The organism is Paramesorhizobium salinisoli (assembly GCF_003335045.1).
GTDB classification, from domain to species: Bacteria; Pseudomonadota; Alphaproteobacteria; order Rhizobiales; family Rhizobiaceae; genus Paramesorhizobium; species Paramesorhizobium salinisoli.
Map to the genome: position 1 here is coordinate 26,879 of NZ_QOZG01000009.1, position 16,908 is coordinate 43,786.

The 16,908-nt window shown below is 59.8% G+C and carries 17 protein-coding genes and 1 pseudogene; 3 read left to right on the forward strand and 15 right to left on the reverse strand.

The window, feature by feature from the left end; genetic code table 11:
• Positions 1-208: 208 nt before the first annotated feature.
• Both DUT91_RS19235 and DUT91_RS19240 read right to left on the reverse strand, forming a co-directional pair.
• Complete coding sequence (locus DUT91_RS19235) at positions 209-571, reverse strand: VOC family protein (protein ID WP_114442134.1); 363 nt, start codon at positions 569-571, stop codon at positions 209-211.
• A gap of 19 nt (positions 572-590) precedes the next feature.
• On the reverse strand, positions 591-1,085 hold the full coding sequence (locus DUT91_RS19240; protein WP_114442135.1) for an SRPBCC domain-containing protein: 495 nt from the start codon (positions 1,083-1,085) through the stop codon (positions 591-593).
• A 49-nt stretch (positions 1,086-1,134) separates the two neighbouring features.
• Here DUT91_RS19240 and DUT91_RS19245 point away from each other — a divergent pair, with 49 nt between their 5' ends.
• Positions 1,135-1,458, forward strand: coding sequence for an ArsR/SmtB family transcription factor (locus tag DUT91_RS19245; protein WP_114442136.1), 324 nt, complete (start codon positions 1,135-1,137; stop codon positions 1,456-1,458).
• A 61-nt stretch (positions 1,459-1,519) separates the two neighbouring features.
• Here the strand turns inward: DUT91_RS19245 and blaPAD are convergent, their stop codons facing one another.
• Positions 1,520-2,413, reverse strand: coding sequence for a PAD family carbapenem-hydrolyzing class A beta-lactamase (gene blaPAD / locus DUT91_RS19250; protein WP_114442137.1), 894 nt, complete (start codon positions 2,411-2,413; stop codon positions 1,520-1,522).
• 150 nt (positions 2,414-2,563) lie between these two features.
• Here blaPAD and DUT91_RS19255 point away from each other — a divergent pair, with 150 nt between their 5' ends.
• Positions 2,564-3,436 carry a LysR family transcriptional regulator gene (locus DUT91_RS19255; RefSeq protein ID WP_114442138.1) on the forward strand — a complete coding sequence of 291 codons (873 nt, stop codon included), beginning with the start codon at positions 2,564-2,566 and terminating at the stop codon, positions 3,434-3,436.
• A gap of 14 nt (positions 3,437-3,450) precedes the next feature.
• Here the strand turns inward: DUT91_RS19255 and DUT91_RS19260 are convergent, their stop codons facing one another.
• Complete coding sequence (locus DUT91_RS19260; protein WP_114442139.1) at positions 3,451-3,654, reverse strand: hypothetical protein; 204 nt, start codon at positions 3,652-3,654, stop codon at positions 3,451-3,453.
• Positions 3,655-3,812: 158 nt separating this feature from the next.
• Complete coding sequence (locus DUT91_RS19265; protein ID WP_114442140.1) at positions 3,813-4,712, reverse strand: LysR family transcriptional regulator; 900 nt, start codon at positions 4,710-4,712, stop codon at positions 3,813-3,815.
• 104 nt (positions 4,713-4,816) lie between these two features.
• On the opposite strand from DUT91_RS19265, the gene DUT91_RS19270 reads away from it, so the two are divergent.
• A complete protein-coding gene (locus DUT91_RS19270) occupies positions 4,817-5,806 on the forward strand; it encodes a zinc-dependent alcohol dehydrogenase family protein (RefSeq protein ID WP_114442141.1) in 990 nt (329 codons plus the stop codon).
• A 6-nt stretch (positions 5,807-5,812) separates the two neighbouring features.
• Here the strand turns inward: DUT91_RS19270 and DUT91_RS19275 are convergent, their stop codons facing one another.
• From DUT91_RS19275 to DUT91_RS19315, 10 genes and pseudogenes are all read right to left on the reverse strand, one after another.
• Complete coding sequence (locus DUT91_RS19275) at positions 5,813-7,375, reverse strand: APC family permease (protein ID WP_245419807.1); 1,563 nt, start codon at positions 7,373-7,375, stop codon at positions 5,813-5,815.
• Between the two features lie 311 nt (positions 7,376-7,686).
• On the reverse strand, positions 7,687-8,271 hold the full coding sequence (locus tag DUT91_RS19280; protein ID WP_114442143.1) for an NUDIX domain-containing protein: 585 nt from the start codon (positions 8,269-8,271) through the stop codon (positions 7,687-7,689).
• A gap of 208 nt (positions 8,272-8,479) precedes the next feature.
• Positions 8,480-8,632 (reverse strand): hypothetical protein, encoded by a 153-nt coding sequence (locus tag DUT91_RS25845; protein WP_160113675.1) that lies wholly within the window; start codon positions 8,630-8,632, stop codon positions 8,480-8,482.
• A 36-nt stretch (positions 8,633-8,668) separates the two neighbouring features.
• Positions 8,669-9,519: pseudogene (locus DUT91_RS19285) on the reverse strand (D-amino-acid transaminase).
• Positions 9,520-9,587: 68 nt separating this feature from the next.
• Positions 9,588-10,406 (reverse strand): M55 family metallopeptidase, encoded by an 819-nt coding sequence (locus DUT91_RS19290; protein ID WP_114442144.1) that lies wholly within the window; start codon positions 10,404-10,406, stop codon positions 9,588-9,590.
• The gene (locus tag DUT91_RS19295) at positions 10,403-11,482 is read right to left on the reverse strand and encodes a DmpA family aminopeptidase (protein ID WP_245419808.1); all 1,080 of its coding nucleotides are present in this window, start codon (positions 11,480-11,482) and stop codon (positions 10,403-10,405) included. Before DUT91_RS19295 ends, DUT91_RS19290 begins: the two co-directional genes overlap by 4 nt.
• A gap of 9 nt (positions 11,483-11,491) precedes the next feature.
• Complete coding sequence (gene gsiD, locus DUT91_RS19300) at positions 11,492-12,391, reverse strand: glutathione ABC transporter permease GsiD (protein WP_114442146.1); 900 nt, start codon at positions 12,389-12,391, stop codon at positions 11,492-11,494.
• A gap of 7 nt (positions 12,392-12,398) precedes the next feature.
• Positions 12,399-13,319 (reverse strand): glutathione ABC transporter permease GsiC, encoded by a 921-nt coding sequence (gene gsiC / locus DUT91_RS19305; protein ID WP_114442147.1) that lies wholly within the window; start codon positions 13,317-13,319, stop codon positions 12,399-12,401.
• An 80-nt stretch (positions 13,320-13,399) separates the two neighbouring features.
• Positions 13,400-14,953, reverse strand: coding sequence for a glutathione ABC transporter substrate-binding protein GsiB (gene gsiB, locus DUT91_RS19310; RefSeq protein ID WP_114442148.1), 1,554 nt, complete (start codon positions 14,951-14,953; stop codon positions 13,400-13,402).
• 37 nt (positions 14,954-14,990) lie between these two features.
• Positions 14,991-16,892 (reverse strand): dipeptide ABC transporter ATP-binding protein, encoded by a 1,902-nt coding sequence (locus tag DUT91_RS19315; RefSeq protein ID WP_114442149.1) that lies wholly within the window; start codon positions 16,890-16,892, stop codon positions 14,991-14,993.
• Positions 16,893-16,908: the final 16 nt, after the last annotated feature.

Genomic DNA, 16,908 nt, shown 5'->3' on the forward strand with positions numbered 1-16,908 from the left:
GCGTATCTTGCCAGCACGCCGAGAAGGGTCAGCGTGCACCGGTGCAGGACAAAGCCGCGCAGGCGTTTGGTTCGCGGCCCACAGCCCAGCAGCAGCGCCATTTTCCTTCCAGCATGCCCGCAAGCTGTCCGTCAGCAGGTATCCGGTTGCCCTGGCGGTGCCCGCCACACCGTGATGAGCAATTTGCCGAGCAGGGCTCGATTTGCCTCTACCAGGCGTCCGGTTCGCGCAGCATATGCACGATGCCTGCCGGATTTGTGATCCAGCCGCCCTTGAAATTTTCGGGCAATTGTTCGATGGCGTCGCAACGGACCGCGCCTGCCTGCGCGAGATGATCGGCCGCTCCGTCGAAATCATCGGTGAAGAACTCCAGCCAGACTTCGGCCTGGCTCATCGCTGGCGCCTCATCGATCCATAGCTTGTTGGGCCCAAACTCGAAGCCCACGGCAGGGGCCTTGGCGGTTATCGGCTCAAGCCCGATCACATCGCGATAGAAGGCGATGGTGGATTGATACTGATGCGGTGGCACCTTTATGGCGATATCGACGCCGCCGTAGATTTTTGCAGCCATTGCTCTTTCTCCCATGGGGTCACTGAATTTCCGGTTTGGGCTCGCACGCATAGTCGCCTCTCAGCTCACTCTGGTAATAACCTTCGCGCAGGTTGATGCCATGTTCGACGAAAGCCTTCATACAGCACAGCATCTGCGTCCAGCCTTCGCAGTTGCGATATGATGCCCGCTGACCTTCCGGGTCCTCGCGCCATCCCGTTTCGGCAATGGTGACGAGAGTTGCGCCGTCCTCGAGTGGCTCGAAATTCATTTCAATCCTCGTCTTGTAGGCGGTCTTGCCGTCGGTTGCATTCGACGCATCCCAACGCAGCACGATGCGCTTGTCTGCCAATACTTCATCAACCTCGACGGGAACTTCACCCCACCACACGACCGTCGCCCCGGGGGTGAGCGGCGCGCTGGCGCCTTTCATGGTGGTGAAATAGCTGCTGAGCTTCGTGGGGTTCACGACTGCATCGAAGACTTCGGCGATCGGCTTTGCTATGCGCGCCGAAACTCTGAATTCGGGCTTCATGATCAAACTCCCTGTTGCATGAAAAGATGATATGTTATAAAAACATAACATGTCAACCGGTATCAAAGACGATCTGATTTTCAAGGCGCTGGCACATCCGCGCCGCCGCTCCATGCTCGATCAGCTGAAGGACGAGCCACATACGACGGGGATGCTGTGCCAGGCGTTTGCGGATATGGACCGCTGCACTGTCATGCAACATCTCAAGGTGTTGGAGGAGGCCGAACTGATCATCGTCAGGCGTGAGGGGCGGGAGCGATGGAACCATCTCAACTCGCTGCCGATCAAGCAGATCCATGACCGTTGGATCAGCCAGTATGCTGCCCACGCGCTATCCATTCTCGACCAGATGAAAGCCGATCTGGAGGATTAGGTGCCGCCCTGCCTTGCAACTGCATCGGCGCCTCCCCGCCGATGCAGTTTCGTCTCTGACCTCATAGCTGCGCTGCGATCCGTCCAATCTCAGCCAGAACCGCAGCGCGCACCTTTTCGGAAACCGACGGTATCTCGCAATAGGCGGTGATCATCACGGCGCCGCGATCCGGGGACCAGGCGATGGCGACATCATTGCTATTGCCGAATTTGTCGCCATTGCCGCCCGTCTTGTCAGCGATTGTCCAATCATCGGGAAAGCCGGCCCGCAATTTTGCGTCACCTGTCTTGTTCATGATCATCCAGGCTGCGAGCTGCGCGCGTGAGGATCGTGACAGCACATTGCCGAAGAGGAGTTTCCGTAGCGTCTCCAGCATGGCAGCGGGTGTTGTGGTGTCGCGCAAGTCACCGGGTGTCTCGTGCACGTTCAAATCGGTTTCGAAACGGTCAAGCCTCGTGATCTCATCGCCGATAGAACGCAGGAAGCCGGTCAGTCCCGCCGGTCCGCCAAAGCTGGCGAGCAGAAGATTGGCGGCGGCATTATCGCTTAGAGTGAGCGTCGCCTGGCAGAGTTCCGCCACCGACATGCCGGTGCCGCCAATGCGCTCTTGCGTGGCGGGTGACCCGACAACGATGTCTTTTTTCGAAAAAACAATCCGCCGGTCAAGCTGCTCTTCTCCCTGGTCAACACGTGCAAGGATGAATCCCGCCGTCAAAGCCTTGAAGGTGCTGCACATCAAGAAGCGCTCATCGGCTCGATGCATGAGCCGCTGGCCCGTCGCGAGATCAAGCACGGCAACCCCGATGCGGCCCCCGTGTCTGCGTTCAAGCTCGGCCAACTGACCCTCCGGCGCCTCCCCGGTTTGCGCCCGTGCTGCGGCTGTCAGGGAGGTGAGCGCTGGAATGGCAAGCAAGCTGCCGGCAAGGGCTCGCCGGCGTGATATCGATGTCGTCATGTCTGTCTCTTTCTGGTGGGATGTCGGCGCCAGCTCCCGGCATTCCATCAGTTCGTCGGCGCTGGCAGGGCGAATATGGGCAAGGCATCAGTTCTGGACAAACGATGATTTCTGCCCTCTGATATGAGAAAAACTTGGGCTAGTAATGTCATGCATATATCGCAATTACCCCTTAACGCGCTTCGGGCTTTCGAGGCCTCCGCGCGACATGGCAGCTTTACGCGCGCTGGCCTGGAACTCAGGGTTACACAGACCGCCGTGAGCCATCAGGTGAAGTCGCTGGAGGAGATTCTGGGCGTGACCTTGTTCACGCGCCTCCCGCGTGGGCTTGCCCTGACCGACGAAGGCCATGCATTGCTGCCGGTGCTCACCGATGCGTTCGGCCGCATGAGCGCGACGCTCAGCCAGTTCGAGGAAGGCAATTATCAGGAGGTGCTGACCATCGGCGTGGTCGGTACCTTCGCGATCGGCTGGCTGTTGCCACGGCTGAAGTCATTCAAGGAGCAGCATCCCCATGTGGATCTTCGCCTCAAGACGAACAACAATCGCTCCGACATTCTTCTCGACGGTCTCGATTTCTTCATCCGTTTCGGCGACGGTGCCTGGCATGGAACGGATGCGGTTCATCTCATGGACGCTCCGCTGTCTCCCGTCTGTGCGCCCTCGCTTGCCCGGCGTCTTCAGAACCCCGGGGATTTGGCGAATGAGGAATTGTTGCGATCCTATCGCATGGACGAATGGGCCATCTGGTTCAGGGCTGTCGGCATGCCGCCGCCAAGCCTGCGGGGCTGGATGTTCGACTCGTCGCTGACGCTTGTTGATGCCGCAGCCCAAGGGGTTGGCATTGCGCTCGTTCCCATTTCGATGTTCCTCCGCCAGATTGAAGAAGGGCGGATCGTGCAGCCATTCGAAATAACCGCATTAACGGGAAGCTATTGGTTGACCCGCTTGAAATCCCGCTCCGAAACGCCGGCAATGCGAGCCTTTCACCAATGGCTGTTGCAAGCAGCCGGGGCGGATTAGGCAAGCTTTCCTGATCAAGATGGCGCAGCAATGGCGAGCGCTATGGCGATCAGCAGCAGCAGAGGCCCCATCCATTTGAAGTGGGTCACGAGACGCGCCCACCATGCTTGCTCGCCCGATTGGCCTTGAATGGGCGCCCGGAAGAACCCGAAGCCCACCCCGGACATCCATAGTCCGGCACATACCATGATGAATTCGTCTATGTAATCTGCAATCATGTTGGGTAATCTGCAATCATGTTGATGCTCTATATCTCGGATATGCCCACGCAAGCATACCTGCCGCTCACTGACAAGCCTTGGAGGAGCACTGCCTGCCTCGATTGGACCAAGCCTGTGGATCCGGGCAGTTGACGTGACTGACGCGGCATCAGATTTCACGTCATGTATTTGGGCAGCTCAGCCGCCACCGCATCGATAGCCAGGCGCGTCTTCAGCGGCAGGTGCGGCGCCTGCAGCCACAGTGCGTAATTGTCGAAAACATATGCCGGCTGGTCCGGCAACAGCGGGACAAGCGCACCGGTCTTTATGCGCTCACGAATGAGCCAGGATGGCAGCCAGGCGAGCCCCATTCCGGCAGCCGCGGCATCGGCAATGGCATCAAGATCGTCGAGCCGCAGACGGTTCACCGGTGTGACCTCCATCGGTGGCGCACCATCTCTGGGAAATAGCCACGAATGGACCCAGCCAGGCCGGCTATAGATGATGGCGTGATGGGCGCTGAGATCCTCGATGTGCTTGGGCAGTCCGTGCTCATCGAGATAGGATGGCGCCGCGCAAACGAGCATCGGATGTCGTGCGATGCGTCGCGCCATGATACCTGTCTTGTCTTCCAGACTGCCGGTCCGGATGGCAAGATCATACCCGTCCTCCACAAGATCGACGATGCGGTCGCCGAATGACAGATCAAGTTCCAGCATCGGATATTGCCGGGCTAGCCCCAGGAGGATCGGGGCAATACACCGCCGGCCCAACAATGCGGGCATGGTGATGCGCAGCCGTCCCCGCGGTTGGGAAAGCTGATCGGTCACGAGTGAATCCGCCGCTTCGGCTTCTGCAAGCACCAGTCGGCAGCGTTCATAATATGCGCGTCCGAAATCCGTCAGGCTTTGGCGGCGCGTCGTCCGGTTTATGAGGCGCACCTCAAGGCGATCCTCAAGAAACCGGATGTGCTTGCCGACCATCGGCCCGGATAAATCGAGCGCTTCAGCGGTGGCCGAAAACGAGCCAAGATCAACGGCTTTGACGAACACGGCCATGCTCGTGAGACGATCCATATTCAAAACTCTCAGTTTTTAGTGTTCTGCACACATGTCTATTTATCCGGTAAATCCCTGAAGGCATAGATCATTCCATTCAATCATTTTGGAGTTTCAGCCCGATGGCAAAGATTGTCCGCTTTCATGAGTTCGGTGGTCCTGAGGTTTTGCGCATCGAGAACGCCGATGTTGCGGGCCCTGGTCCCGGTGAGGTTCAAATTCGTGTCAAGGCATTGGGCCTCAACCGCGCCGAGGTGTTGTTGCGTGCGGGCACTTATATCGAGACCCCACCATTGCCCTCCAGTCTGGGACTCGAGGCCGCGGGCATCATCGAAGCGGTCGGCGAAGGTGTTGGCGGTATGGCTCCGGGCGATGCTGTCAGCATCGTGCCGCCGATGTCGATGGTCCGGTGGCCCGCTTATGGTGAATTTGCAACATTTCCTGCCGAACTCATTGTCAAGCACCCGCCATCGCTCGGCTGGGAAGAGGCGGCAGCAATATGGATGCAATATCTCACCGCCTATGGTGCGCTGATCGATATCGCCAGGCTTGGCAGAGAGGATTTCGTCGTCATTACCGCTGCATCGAGCAGCGTCGGGCTTGCCGCTATCCAGATTGCCAACATGACGGGTGCGACCGCAATCGCAGTCACGCGAACATCCCGCAAAAGGCAGGCTTTGCTTGACATGGGCGCAGCTCATGTCATCGCCTCCGCGGAGGAAAATCTGGAAGAGCGGCTAAAGGAAATTGCCGGGCCGGAAGGCATACGGGTGGTGCTCGACCCGATCGGCGGTCCCATATTCGAACCTCTCACAACTGCCATGGCGCGGGGCGGCATTCTCATAGAATATGGCGGGCTGAGTTGCGAGCCGACACCGTTCCCGCTGTTCACAGTCCTATGCAAGAGCCTGACGTTGCGGGGTTATCTGGTCCATGAAATCATCGGCGATCCGGTACGGCTGGAAACGGCCAAGGCGTTTATCCTCGAAGGGCTGGAGTCGCGTGCGCTAAAACCGACCATCGCCAGGATTTTTCCCTTCGATCAGATCGTCGAGGCACATCGCTTTTTGGAATCGAACGAACAGTTGGGCAAGATTGTCGTGACGGTTTGACCGCGTTCACTCTTTCTCGCCGGGCTCTCCGGATGGTGGCATGACGGCTTTGAGCGCCTTTATCTGCTCGACACATCGTTCGGCAGGCAGGCGGCATGCGATCGCCATAACGAAGATGGCGATCGCGAAGACCGTGATTGCGGCAATGTCCCAGCCAAATGGCAATATGCCGAGCCCGCCGAACGTGCCGAGATAAGAGAAGATTCCGATGCCCACCAGATATGGAAGGAGCCAGGCTGCTTCGCGAAAGTCGAGCGGGCCATGGGGACGCCACCGCGCGTGGGCGAGAAAGAGCCCGAATCCTACCAGCAGCGCCAGCCCCAGCCGCCACAGCGTGTCCCATCCGCTCCAGTAGATGATCAGCGTCGCCACCACAAATGCCGGTGTGGCTATCCACGTCACAGCCGCCAGGCGCAAGGGCCGCGGCTGGTTCGGCAGCAGATGGCGCAAGGCGACGACTGTCACCGGTCCGACGACGAAGGACAGAACGATCGCGGAGCTGTTGAGCTGCACCATCTCCTGGAAGGGCATCAGCAGAAAGACCAGCGCGCTGAAGACGAAATTGACCAGAAGTGCCGCCAGTGGAATGCCGCGCCTGGAAAGTGTCGTGAGGATTTTGGGAAAGAAGCCATTCCTCGCCAGCGCATAGGCAAGGCGCGCATTGGAGCCCGTGGACACCAGGCCGCCCCCGAACGGGCCGATGACGGCGCCGACATTGAGCAGACTGATCAACCACAAAAGGCCAAGCGAAGTGGCAATTGCCTCGATCGGCCCTAGGTCGGCCTTTAACAGAAGGCCATTCCAGCCATTGGACAGCATCCCGGCAGGCAGCGCGCCGATAAAGGCGATCTGAAGGCTGCCATAGACAAAAAAGCAGATTACGACCGACAGGATCAGCGCGAGCGGTATGACGACACCGGGACGGTGGACCTCCCCGGCCATATCGATCGCATGCCGAAAGCCGATGAAGGAAAAGATGATGCCGCCCGTCGACACGGCGGCAAAGATCCCGTGCAGGCCATAGGGCGAAAAGCCCCCTGCGCTGCTAAAATTGGCAGTATCGAAGCGTGTCCACAGGAGCGTGACGATGATGATCAGCGGAATGGCGATCTTGACCCAGGTCAAGGTGGAATTGACCCTGGAGAAGAATTGTACACCCACGGCATTGATAAGCGTGAAGACAGCGAGAAATCCCATCGCCAGCAAGAGGGTCGGCCAGTGCGACAGGTCGTTGCCGGCCCAGCCGAGATGAGGCGCAAGATATCGCAGCATCGCCGCCACTTCGACAGGAGCCGTGGTGTTATAGCCAATCCAGGCACTCCATCCCATCGCCATCGCCACCACATTGCCGTGGCTGAACTGCGGGACCCGGGCGATCCCTCCCGGCACCGGCAGCATGGCGGAAATCTCGGCGAATGTGAGCGCGATCAGGAGCATCGCAACTCCGCCGATGGCCCAGGCTATAATTGCCGCCGGCCCGGCCTGCTCACTGGCAAGAAGCGGTGCGAACAGCCATCCTGAACCCAGGACGGCGCTCACGGCAACGAATGTGAGGCCGATCAGCCTCATTTCTCGTTTCATGTGTCGGGTTTTATTCACGATGACTCGAAGGCTACAGGTTCATTTTTGCAATTGCACGCTCATTCGTAGCAATTCAAAGAGAGATCGAGGACATGGTGAATTTGTGCAAGAAAAGCTTTAACAAACGTCTACTTTTATTGCACAAGATGCAGGATTCCATCCGCTTGATGCGTTAGCTTGTGCAGGCATGGCGGGAACGACTTCAATGGAACTTGGTCGAGAAATACAGATTCTATTTATCGCAATTGAAGCGGCGATGGTCATTTATTGACGGCTGCTTCACAAGCTCTTGATCTAGCCTATACCCGGAAGATGCGCAGCGCGGCGTGCTGGAGGAGCATGATGGTCTTACCGTCGACGATCTCACCACTGGGGATCATCGCAAGCGCCTCATCAATGGTCACTTCCATGACCTCGATATCCTCGCCCTCGTTGGCGACGCCGCCGCCATCGGAAATGCGGTCCTTCGGCTCGTATTCGCCGACGAAAAAATAAAGGCGCTCGGTGACGGAGCCGGGACTCATGAAGGCCTCGAATACCTTCTCCACCTTGCCAATTCGGTAGCCTGTCTCCTCCTGGGTTTCTTCCTTGATACGTTCTTCCGGGCCCATCTTGTCGAGAAGCCCCGCTGGCGTCTCGATCATCAAATCGTCATAGCCGCTGACGAAAGCGGGAAAGCGGAACTGTCGGGTCAGGATCACCGTGCGGCGCGCGCGGTCATAAAGAAGAATGGTTGCGCCATTGCCGCGATCGTATGTTTCGCGGCTTTGTACCTGCCACTCGCCATTCGAGCGCTGGAAGGCAAAGCGTGTCTTCTTGAGAACGTACCAGTCGTCCGACAGCAGAGAGACTTCTTCAATACGAACGCGGTCGGCTAGACTCATGGCGGTTCCTGTGTGTTGATGGCTCATGGGGTGCGAACCCGGATGGTTCACGGACGGAAGGCGATAACGAGGCCCTGCAGGGAAGCTGCGAACAGGTCCTTGGTATCATACGGCAAATGCGCCGATCGCAGGAGGAGATTGCGCGCCGTGCGCCAGCACGAGCGCGGGTCTAGAGCGAGGCGCCGGCCCGAGCGCCACAATGTCGTGATCACGGGAATCCAAGCTCAGGCGTGGCTGCCTTCCCATTCTCATCAGCCACGGTGCTCGGTTTGGTGTCGCTCTGCAGCTTGTGCTTGGCCCAAACTGGCATGAGGACGCCAAGATCCAGCGTCTGCATCGCTGAATTGAGTTCATATTGCATCGGTTCGTCCCGGCACGATCATTGTCGAACCTGATATCACAGGTCTGCCTTATCGGCTACAAGACATACAACGAGCAGGGTTTCGATATAGAGCTCACGCAATTGCAGGGCCAGCGGCCCAGGCTTGCCGTTGCCGATGATCTGGCCGTCGATGGAGACGACAGGCGTAACGATGGTTGAGGCGCTGGTGAAGAACGCCTCGCGTGCGCGCAGTGCTTCTTCAACCGTGAAAGTGCGTTCGACGAATGTCAGGCTTCTTTCTTCCACAAGGCGCAGGACGGCGCGGCGCGTGACGCCGGGGAGAACCGCATGGGAGAGCGGACGGGAGACAATTTCGCCGGCTCAGTAACGATGAAGGCTGTCGATGAGGCTCCCTCGGTGACGTTTCCATCCTTGACCATCCAGGCCTCGTTGGTGCCGGCTTCGGCAGCTGCCCGCTTCGCCAGTACCTGCGCCAGCAGCGAGTTTGATTTGATGTCGCACCTTGCCCAGCGCAGATCGGGCACGGTGATCACATCGGCGCCTTTGGACAGGGCGGCATTGGCCCGCACCGATTTGGCCCGGGTAAACATCACCACGGTCGGCTTCAGATCGGCGGGACTGAGGAAATCGCGCTCAAAGACGCCGCGCGTCACCTCGATATAGATGAGCCCTTCGGTGAGGCCATTGCGCGTCACCAATTCCTGCTGGATCGCCGCCCATTGCTCCAGCGAATGCGGGTTGGGAATTTCGATCTCGCGCAGCAGCGAGCGATCAAGTCGTCGCAGATGCGCCTCATTGTCGGCCAAACGGCCCTCGATCAGCGCTGTCGCCTCGTAGATGCCATCGCCGAACAGGCCCCCCCGATCCATGATTGGAATAGACGCGGTCTCTACCGGGAGGTAGATGCGTCTGCCATGGGAGGACTTTTTGCTTCGTTAGCTGAATGAATGGGGCGAGGCGCCTTGCTGCGGGTTTATCGCAGCAAGGCCGACATTGCGGACAGGCAGTTGATGATACGCACCGCCGCCTCGACGGTCGGCGCACGAAAGCCCACCTCGTCGCCGGAAAGCCGGTCGAGATCGGGCCATTGGCAAAACAGATCGGCCAATGCTGGCGTCTGGGCGCGAATGCGCGCATCAATTGCGCCTGAGAGTTTGAAGGGCTGCGCCATTTCCGTCCGGCTTAGGGACATCTTCATGCCGTCTCGGATGGCCTTGCGTGCGTGTGCCGGGGACAGGCTCGTTCCGCTGTTGCACCCATGGGCGCGCTTGGTTTCCACGAAGATGGTATGCGCAAAGAGATCGCGGTTTTCGGCAATGAACACATCGTCGCCGCTGGCCAGGACGACTGGGACGCCATACTCTCCGGCAAGCGCGCCGTAGATGCCGGCTTCGCCGAGTTCCATCCCGTTGAACTCGATACGGGCAAAGGCGAAACTGTTGATCGTATGGGCGAGAATGCCGCGACCATGCGCGCGCGAATGATATCCTAACAGGCAGACGGCATCCACACCCTGCTCGACGCCGGCCATCATGCCGAGATATCGCGGCTTGCCCTGCACGACCAGTGCGCGCGGATCAATGAGATCAGGAGGCATATTGCGGAAGCCGCCATGGGAATCATTGACCAGAACTTCCGTCGCGCCTGCGTCGAAAGCGCCTGCGATTGCCGCATTGGCCTCCTCAGTCATAAGCAGGCGCGCGCGCTCATACTCACCGTGGCCGGGGCGGGTCTGCTCGGGGTGATAAACGCCAGCCACGCCTTCAATGTCGACAGAGATAAGAATTTTCACAGGGATTGCTCCGAAAAGGCCGGAATGTAGTCGGCCATCAGATCGAGAAATGCTTGGCGATGGTGCCCGTCGCGGCCAACGACCGTTGCGGCGCGCCAGAGCGAATGGACGATCGCCTGTTCGGTGCTGTCGGCGACCGCCTGGAACAGCGGGTCGAGCAGCGCGTCGTGCAGCATGGCGATATCGGGCATGGCGCGACCCACATCCTGCGGCAGCGTATAGGCGGTGGAGAAGGCGAGCGCGATATCGCCGCTGCCATGGCCGAAGACTGAACCGGTGCGTGCCAGCCCCGCTCCGGCACGCAAGGACAAGCGGCGCAACTGGCGCGCGTCGAGCGGCGCATCGGTGGCGATGATGAGGATGACGGAACCTTTTTCCGGGCCGTTCTGCGCCTGTGTCGTTGAAGCCAGTCTTGTCTCCAACGAAGGCCCGATGCGTCGGCCGGCGAGGGTCAGCTGTGATGGCCTTCCGAAGTTCGAAAGCACCAGCGCACCGACGGTGTACTGAAAACCATTGGCAATCGGCGTGTAGCGCGACGCGCTGCCAATGCCCCCCTTGACGCCGAAGCTCGACATGCCGCGCCCGGCACCCACGGCGCCTTGTACAAAAGTCGAACCAGCCGCGGCACAGGCGTTGCGATAGTGCTGTTCGGCAATTGCCATTGCCTGGATATCGTTGAGATAGCCGTCATTGCATTCGAAGACGAGCGGATTGACCGTTGGAAGCCGCTGTCCGCATTGCGGATTGGCCGCCACGCATTGGCGTATCTGTGCCTGCGCTATTGTCCCGACGGAAAAGGTGTTGGTGAGTGCGATTGGCGTTTCCAATACGCCGAGCTCTTCCACTTGCATCAGGCCGATGCTCTTTCCAAAACCGTTCAACACGGTAGCGGCTGCTGGAACCCGATCGCGATAGATATCGCCCGGATGCGGGAGCACCACCGTTACACCGGTCTGGATCGGCCCATCGGCCAGCGTCGCGTGGCCGACAGTGACATCAGCCACATCGGTGATCGCATTGCGCGGGCCGGCTTTCAGCCCGCCGATATGCGGCGGCAGGACAGGATCGTGCTTCAACGCCATCTCCTACATGCGATCGATCTTGGGATCGAGCGCATCACGCAAGCCATCTCCGAGCAGGTTGAATGCCAACACGGTGAAGAAGATAGCGAGGCTCGGAAACAGCGCCACATGCGGCGCGTTGACCATATCGGCGCGCGCATCATTGAGCATGGCGCCCCATTCCGGCGTTGGTGGCTGCGCACCCATGCCGAGGAAGGACAGGCTCGCGGCTGTGATAATGGAGGTGCCAAGCCGCATCGTGAAATAGACCACGATGGACGAAATCGTTCCAGGCAGGATGTGGCGCACGAGAATGGTCCAGTCCGACGCGCCGATGCTTTTGACTGCCTCGATATAGGTCATGTGCTTGAGCACCAGCGTGTTGCCGCGCACGAGGCGGGCGAAGGCCGGCACGGAGAACACCGACACCGCGACAACCACGTTGATCATGGAACTGCCGAGGATGGCGACGACGCCGATGGCGAGAAGAATACCGGGAAAGGCGAACAGCACGTCGGAAATCCGCATGACGATACGGTCCCACCAGCCCTCGTAATAGCCGGCGAGCAGGCCGAGCGCCGTGCCTACCAGGCCGCCGAGCGCCACCGACAGCAAGCCGGTCGCCAGCGAAATGCGCGCGCCCATCAGAATGCGGCTGAAGATATCGCGCCCGAGCGGGTCAACTCCCAGCCAGTGCGACCAGGAGGGACCGGCATTGATCTGATCGTAATCGAAATAGTTCTCCGCATCGTAGGGAACGATCCAGGGGGCCAGCACGGCGAGGACAATCAGGAGCGCCACGAAACCAAGGGCGGCAAGCGCCACCGGCTGTTTGCGGAACTTGCGCCAGAATTCACTCCACGGTGTACGGACGGCTTCGGAGGCGGCGACAGCGCCAGGGTCGAGCGAGGCGGTTTGTGTCATGGTCGTCTCATCTATAGCGGATGGTTGGGTTGATAAGGCCATAAAGCACATCCACGATGAGGTTGATTATGATGAATTCCAGCGAGAACAGGAGAACCAGTGCCTGGATCACTGGGTAATCGCGTTGGTTGACAGCGTCGACCAGCAGGCGACCGAGGCCTGGCCAGTTGAAGACCGCTTCCACGACGATCGAGCCGCCCAGCAGGAAACCGAACTGCAGGCCCATCATGGTCACGACAGGGATCAGCGCATTGCGCAGGCAGTGCTTGGCGATCACGACACGTTCGTTCAGGCCCTTGGCCCGTGCGGTGCGCACAAAATCTTCCTGGATCACGTCGACGAAAGAGGCCCGCGTGAAGCGTGCCATGACGGCGGCAACCGCTGCACCGAGCGTCAGCGATGGCAGGATATAGTTCTTCCAGCCATCGGCGCCAACAGTCGGCAGCCAGCCGAGCTGCACCGAAAAGACCTGCATTAACAGCATACCCAGTGCGAAGGCCGGAAACGAAATGCCGGATACTGCCAGCGTCATGCCGAGCCGGTCGGGCCACTGGTTGCGATAGACGGCTGAGATGATGCCAATCGCCATGCCGAAGGCAACGGCCCAGATCATGCTGGTGAGCGTCAGGAGTAGCGTCGGCATGAAACGCTCGGCGATCTCGGTCGAAACCGGGCGGCGCGTACGGATAGAGGTACCCATATCACCTTGAAGCAAATGACCGAAATAGGTGACGAATTGTTCGGGCAATGGCCGGTCAAGCCCCAGTTCGCTGCGCACCAGCGCTATCGTCTGCTCGTCGGCATCCTGTCCCGCCGCAAGCCGCGCCGGATCACCCGGCAGCATATGCACGAAAAGGAACACGAGCACCGAAACGATCAACAGCGTCGGGATCAAGCCCATGAGCCGTTTCAGCAAATATTGGAGCATAATTCAAGCCTTGGATGAGGGAGAAGCCCGGCGCGCACCACGGGGGGTTGCGGTGCGCGCCGGCCCAGCGGGAATGCCCTTTACTCGGAAACTGCAATCTCGCTGGAATTGATGTTGCCGTCGGGCTGGACATAGACGCCCGACAGGCGTTTGGAGGTAGCGTAGAGGATATTCTCCGTCACCAGCGGCGCCCAGGGCAGATCCTTCATGACCTGCTCCTGGGCCTGCTTGTAGAGATCGGCTTTCTCGTCATCCTTGGTCGTGCGCAAGGCCTTGGCAAGAAGCTCATCCACCGTCTTGTTGCTGTAATAGGCGGTGTTGCTGAGACCCGGTGCCCAAGCTTCGGTCGCGAGCAGCGGACGCAGCGCCCAGTCGGTTTCACCCGTCGAAGACGACCAGCCGATATAGTACATGCGAACTTTGGCGGTCTTCGGATCGGGCCAGCCATTGACCAACTCGGTACGCTCGCCGGGCTCGAGCGCCCGGATGGTGACCTTGATGCCGACCTGTGCCAGCTGCTGCTGCAGGAACTGAATCGTCTTCTGCGCGGTGGTGGTGTTGTAGCCGCTCCACAGCGTCGATTCGAAGCCGTTCGGGAAGCCCGCTTCCTTCAGCAGTTCCCGCGCCTTGGCCGGATCGTAGGGCAATGGTTCCATCTTGGAGGCGAAGGCCACGCCTTCCGGCACGAAGCCTTGAGCCGGCACCGCGAAGCCGTTGAAGGCCACCTTGGCCAGCGCTTCCCTGTTGATGGCATAATTGATCGCCTGGCGCACGCGGATGTCATCGAATGGCTTTTGCAGCAGGTTGAAGCTGACATAGCGCAGGATGATCGAGGGGGCGACCGTCACATTAAGCTTGTCGTTCGCCTGCAATGTCTTCGCCTGCTCGTAAGGAAGCGTGTAGGCGAAATCTGCCTCGCCCGTCTGCAGCATGGCCGAGCGGGTGTTGTTCTCGGGGACCGGCTTCCAGATGATGGCATCGACTTTCGGATAGCCCTTTTTCCAGTATCCGTCGAACTTCTTGCCCTTTATATGGTCGGTCTGCTTCCATTCCTCGAAGACGAAGGGACCGGTGCCGACCGGATGGAGGGCAATGTCCTTGTTGCCATATTTTGCGAGCGCAGCCGGCGAGATGATCGCCGCCGAGGCATGGGCGAGCGTGTTGATGAAGGGGCTGAACGGCTCCTTCAGGGTGATCTTGACCTCGTAAGGCCCGGTCGCCTCGACTTTGGCGATACGGTTGAACTGGTTGTAGCGCAGAAGCTTGTTTTCCGGGTTCATCACCCGGTCCAGCGTGACCTTGACGGCTTCCGAGTTGAAATCGGTGCCGTCATGAAACTTCACGCCCTCGCGCAGCTTGAGCGTATAGACGAGGCCATCGTCGGAGACGGTGTAGCTCTCGGCCAGCACCGGCTGGACCTTCAGATCCTTGTCGAACCCAAACAGTCCCTCGTAGAACGATTTGGTGACGGCGGTCGTCAGCGTCGTGTTGGTGTTATAGGGATCGAGCGTCTCGGGCGCCAGATAAATTGCAAGGACGGGGGCCTTCGCTGCAAGCGCCGGTCCGGCACCCAGCGCCGCCAGGGCGAGAAGTCCCAAAGCCAGTTGGCGACCTCGATAGAGCAGAGTTTTCATTGCATTGTTCCCTCTGTTGTTGGTGGTTGAAGTTGCGTCAGCGGTCGAAGACGCCGATCGGGTGATGGGCTACGAAATGGCCGGGGCCCACCTCGATGAGAGGTTCGACCACGGGCTCATCGCCGATAGTGCGTACTGGGCTTGGCAATTCGTCCGTTGCCAGATCGCGGCGGAGATGGCGGCGGCCCGGATCGGCGACCGGAACGGCTGCCATGAGCTTGCGCGTATAGGGATGTTGCGGGTTCTCGAAAATCGTGCGGCGCGGGCCTATCTCGACGATCTGGCCAAGATACATCACCGCCACGCGATGGCTGATGCGCTCGACCACGGCCATGTCATGCGAAATGAAGAGATAGGCGACGCCGAGCTCGCGCTGCAGGTCGAGCATCAGATTGACGATCTGCGCCTGGATCGAGACATCGAGCGCGGAAACTGCCTCGTCGGCAATCACCACTTTGGGATTGAGCGCGAGAGCGCGGGCGATGGCGATGCGCTGGCGCTGGCCGCCGGAAAACTCGTGCGGATAGCGCTGTGCGTGGGCAGGCGACAGGCCGACCTTCTCCAGAAGCCATTCTACCCGTTCACGCGCCTTGGAACCGCTGGCAATACCATGCACCAGAAGCGGCTCCATGATCGAGAAGCCGACGGTGACGCGGGGGTCGAGCGAGGCGAATGGATCTTGAAAGATGAACTGGATGTTGCGCCGCAAATTGCGCAGCTCGCGCTTGGGCAGGTCGAGAACATTACGGCCGTCGAATTCGATCACGCCGCTCTGACTGTTGACGAGACGCAGGAGCGAACGGCCGGTGGTGGATTTGCCGCAACCGGATTCCCCGACCAGCGACAGCGTTTCCCCGGGATAAAGATCGAAACTGACCTTCTCGACGGCATGAATCCTCCGCCTGACGCGATTGAAGAAGCCGTCGCGCAAATCAAAATGCGTCACCAGTTCCTTCACACGCAGGATCGGCTTGGCGTCCGGCATCACCGTATCTTGCGGGGGCGCTTCCTCGGTGGGGGCGTCGGCATCGGTGCTCAGCAAGTCGAATTTGCGGGGCAGGTCCGCTCCTGTCATCGCGCCAAGCCTCGGGACGGCCGACAGGAGTGCGCGCGTATAGGGATGGCGCGGCGCAGAAAACACCGGTTCAGAGGATCCTTCCTCCACCTTGTCGCCATGGCGCATTACCAGCACGCGGTCGGCGACCTCGGCGACGACGCCCATATCATGCGTGATGAACACAACGCCCATTTTCATCTCGTCCTGCAGCATGCGGATCAATTGCAGGATCTGCGCCTGGATGGTGACGTCGAGCGCAGTCGTCGGCTCGTCGGCGATCAGCAGTGACGGCTTGCAGGAGAGCGCCATCGCGATCATCACCCGCTGGCGCATTCCGCCCGAGAGTTGATGTGGATAACGGTCGAGCACGTTGCGCGCTTCTGGAATGCGCACCAGATCCAGCATGCGCAAGGCTTCCGCACGCGCCTCGGCGACGCTCTTGCCCTGGTGCACGCGGATCGCCTCGGCGATCTGGTCCCCGGCGGGGAAAACCGGGTTGAGCGAGGTCATCGGCTCCTGGAAGATCATCGCGATGTCGGCGCCGCGAATGGAGCGCATCGTTGCATTGTTCGCTCGCGCCAGATCCAGCACCGCGCCAGACCGGCGGCGCAAGATCATGCTGCCGGAAGCGATGCGACCGCCGCCGTGCTCCACGAGGCGCATCAGGGCGAGCGAGGTCACGGATTTGCCGGAACCGGATTCACCAACGATCGCGAGGGTTTCGCCATGCGAAACGTTGAAGGAGAGATCGCGCACCGCCGTCACCGTGCGCTCGGATGTCGAAAAGCGCACCGCGAGGCCTTTGACTTCCAGAACCTGGCCCGCCGCCAGGACGGGCGGGCGGATCGGAAGGGGAACGGTCAAGGTTGCAGAGGAAGTCATGGACGATCACACCCGG

What these genes read in the sequence shown, in the direction of transcription:
- DUT91_RS19235 (WP_114442134.1), bottom strand. Translation starts at nt 571, where the DNA reads ATGGCTGCAAAAATCTACGGCGGCGTCGATATCGCCATAAAGGTGCCA.
- DUT91_RS19240 (WP_114442135.1), bottom strand. Translation starts at nt 1,085, where the DNA reads ATGAAGCCCGAATTCAGAGTTTCGGCGCGCATAGCAAAGCCGATCGCC.
- DUT91_RS19245 (WP_114442136.1), top strand. Translation starts at nt 1,135, where the DNA reads ATGTCAACCGGTATCAAAGACGATCTGATTTTCAAGGCGCTGGCACAT.
- blaPAD (WP_114442137.1), bottom strand. Translation starts at nt 2,413, where the DNA reads ATGACGACATCGATATCACGCCGGCGAGCCCTTGCCGGCAGCTTGCTT.
- DUT91_RS19255 (WP_114442138.1), top strand. Translation starts at nt 2,564, where the DNA reads ATGCATATATCGCAATTACCCCTTAACGCGCTTCGGGCTTTCGAGGCC.
- DUT91_RS19260 (WP_114442139.1), bottom strand. Translation starts at nt 3,654, where the DNA reads ATGATTGCAGATTACATAGACGAATTCATCATGGTATGTGCCGGACTA.
- DUT91_RS19265 (WP_114442140.1), bottom strand. Translation starts at nt 4,712, where the DNA reads ATGGATCGTCTCACGAGCATGGCCGTGTTCGTCAAAGCCGTTGATCTT.
- DUT91_RS19270 (WP_114442141.1), top strand. Translation starts at nt 4,817, where the DNA reads ATGGCAAAGATTGTCCGCTTTCATGAGTTCGGTGGTCCTGAGGTTTTG.
- DUT91_RS19275 (WP_245419807.1), bottom strand. Translation starts at nt 7,375, where the DNA reads ATGAGGCTGATCGGCCTCACATTCGTTGCCGTGAGCGCCGTCCTGGGT.
- DUT91_RS19280 (WP_114442143.1), bottom strand. Translation starts at nt 8,271, where the DNA reads ATGAGTCTAGCCGACCGCGTTCGTATTGAAGAAGTCTCTCTGCTGTCG.
- DUT91_RS25845 (WP_160113675.1), bottom strand. Translation starts at nt 8,632, where the DNA reads ATGCAATATGAACTCAATTCAGCGATGCAGACGCTGGATCTTGGCGTC.
- gsiD (WP_114442146.1), bottom strand. Translation starts at nt 12,391, where the DNA reads ATGACACAAACCGCCTCGCTCGACCCTGGCGCTGTCGCCGCCTCCGAA.
- gsiC (WP_114442147.1), bottom strand. Translation starts at nt 13,319, where the DNA reads ATGCTCCAATATTTGCTGAAACGGCTCATGGGCTTGATCCCGACGCTG.
- gsiB (WP_114442148.1), bottom strand. Translation starts at nt 14,953, where the DNA reads ATGAAAACTCTGCTCTATCGAGGTCGCCAACTGGCTTTGGGACTTCTC.
- DUT91_RS19315 (WP_114442149.1), bottom strand. Translation starts at nt 16,892, where the DNA reads ATGACTTCCTCTGCAACCTTGACCGTTCCCCTTCCGATCCGCCCGCCC.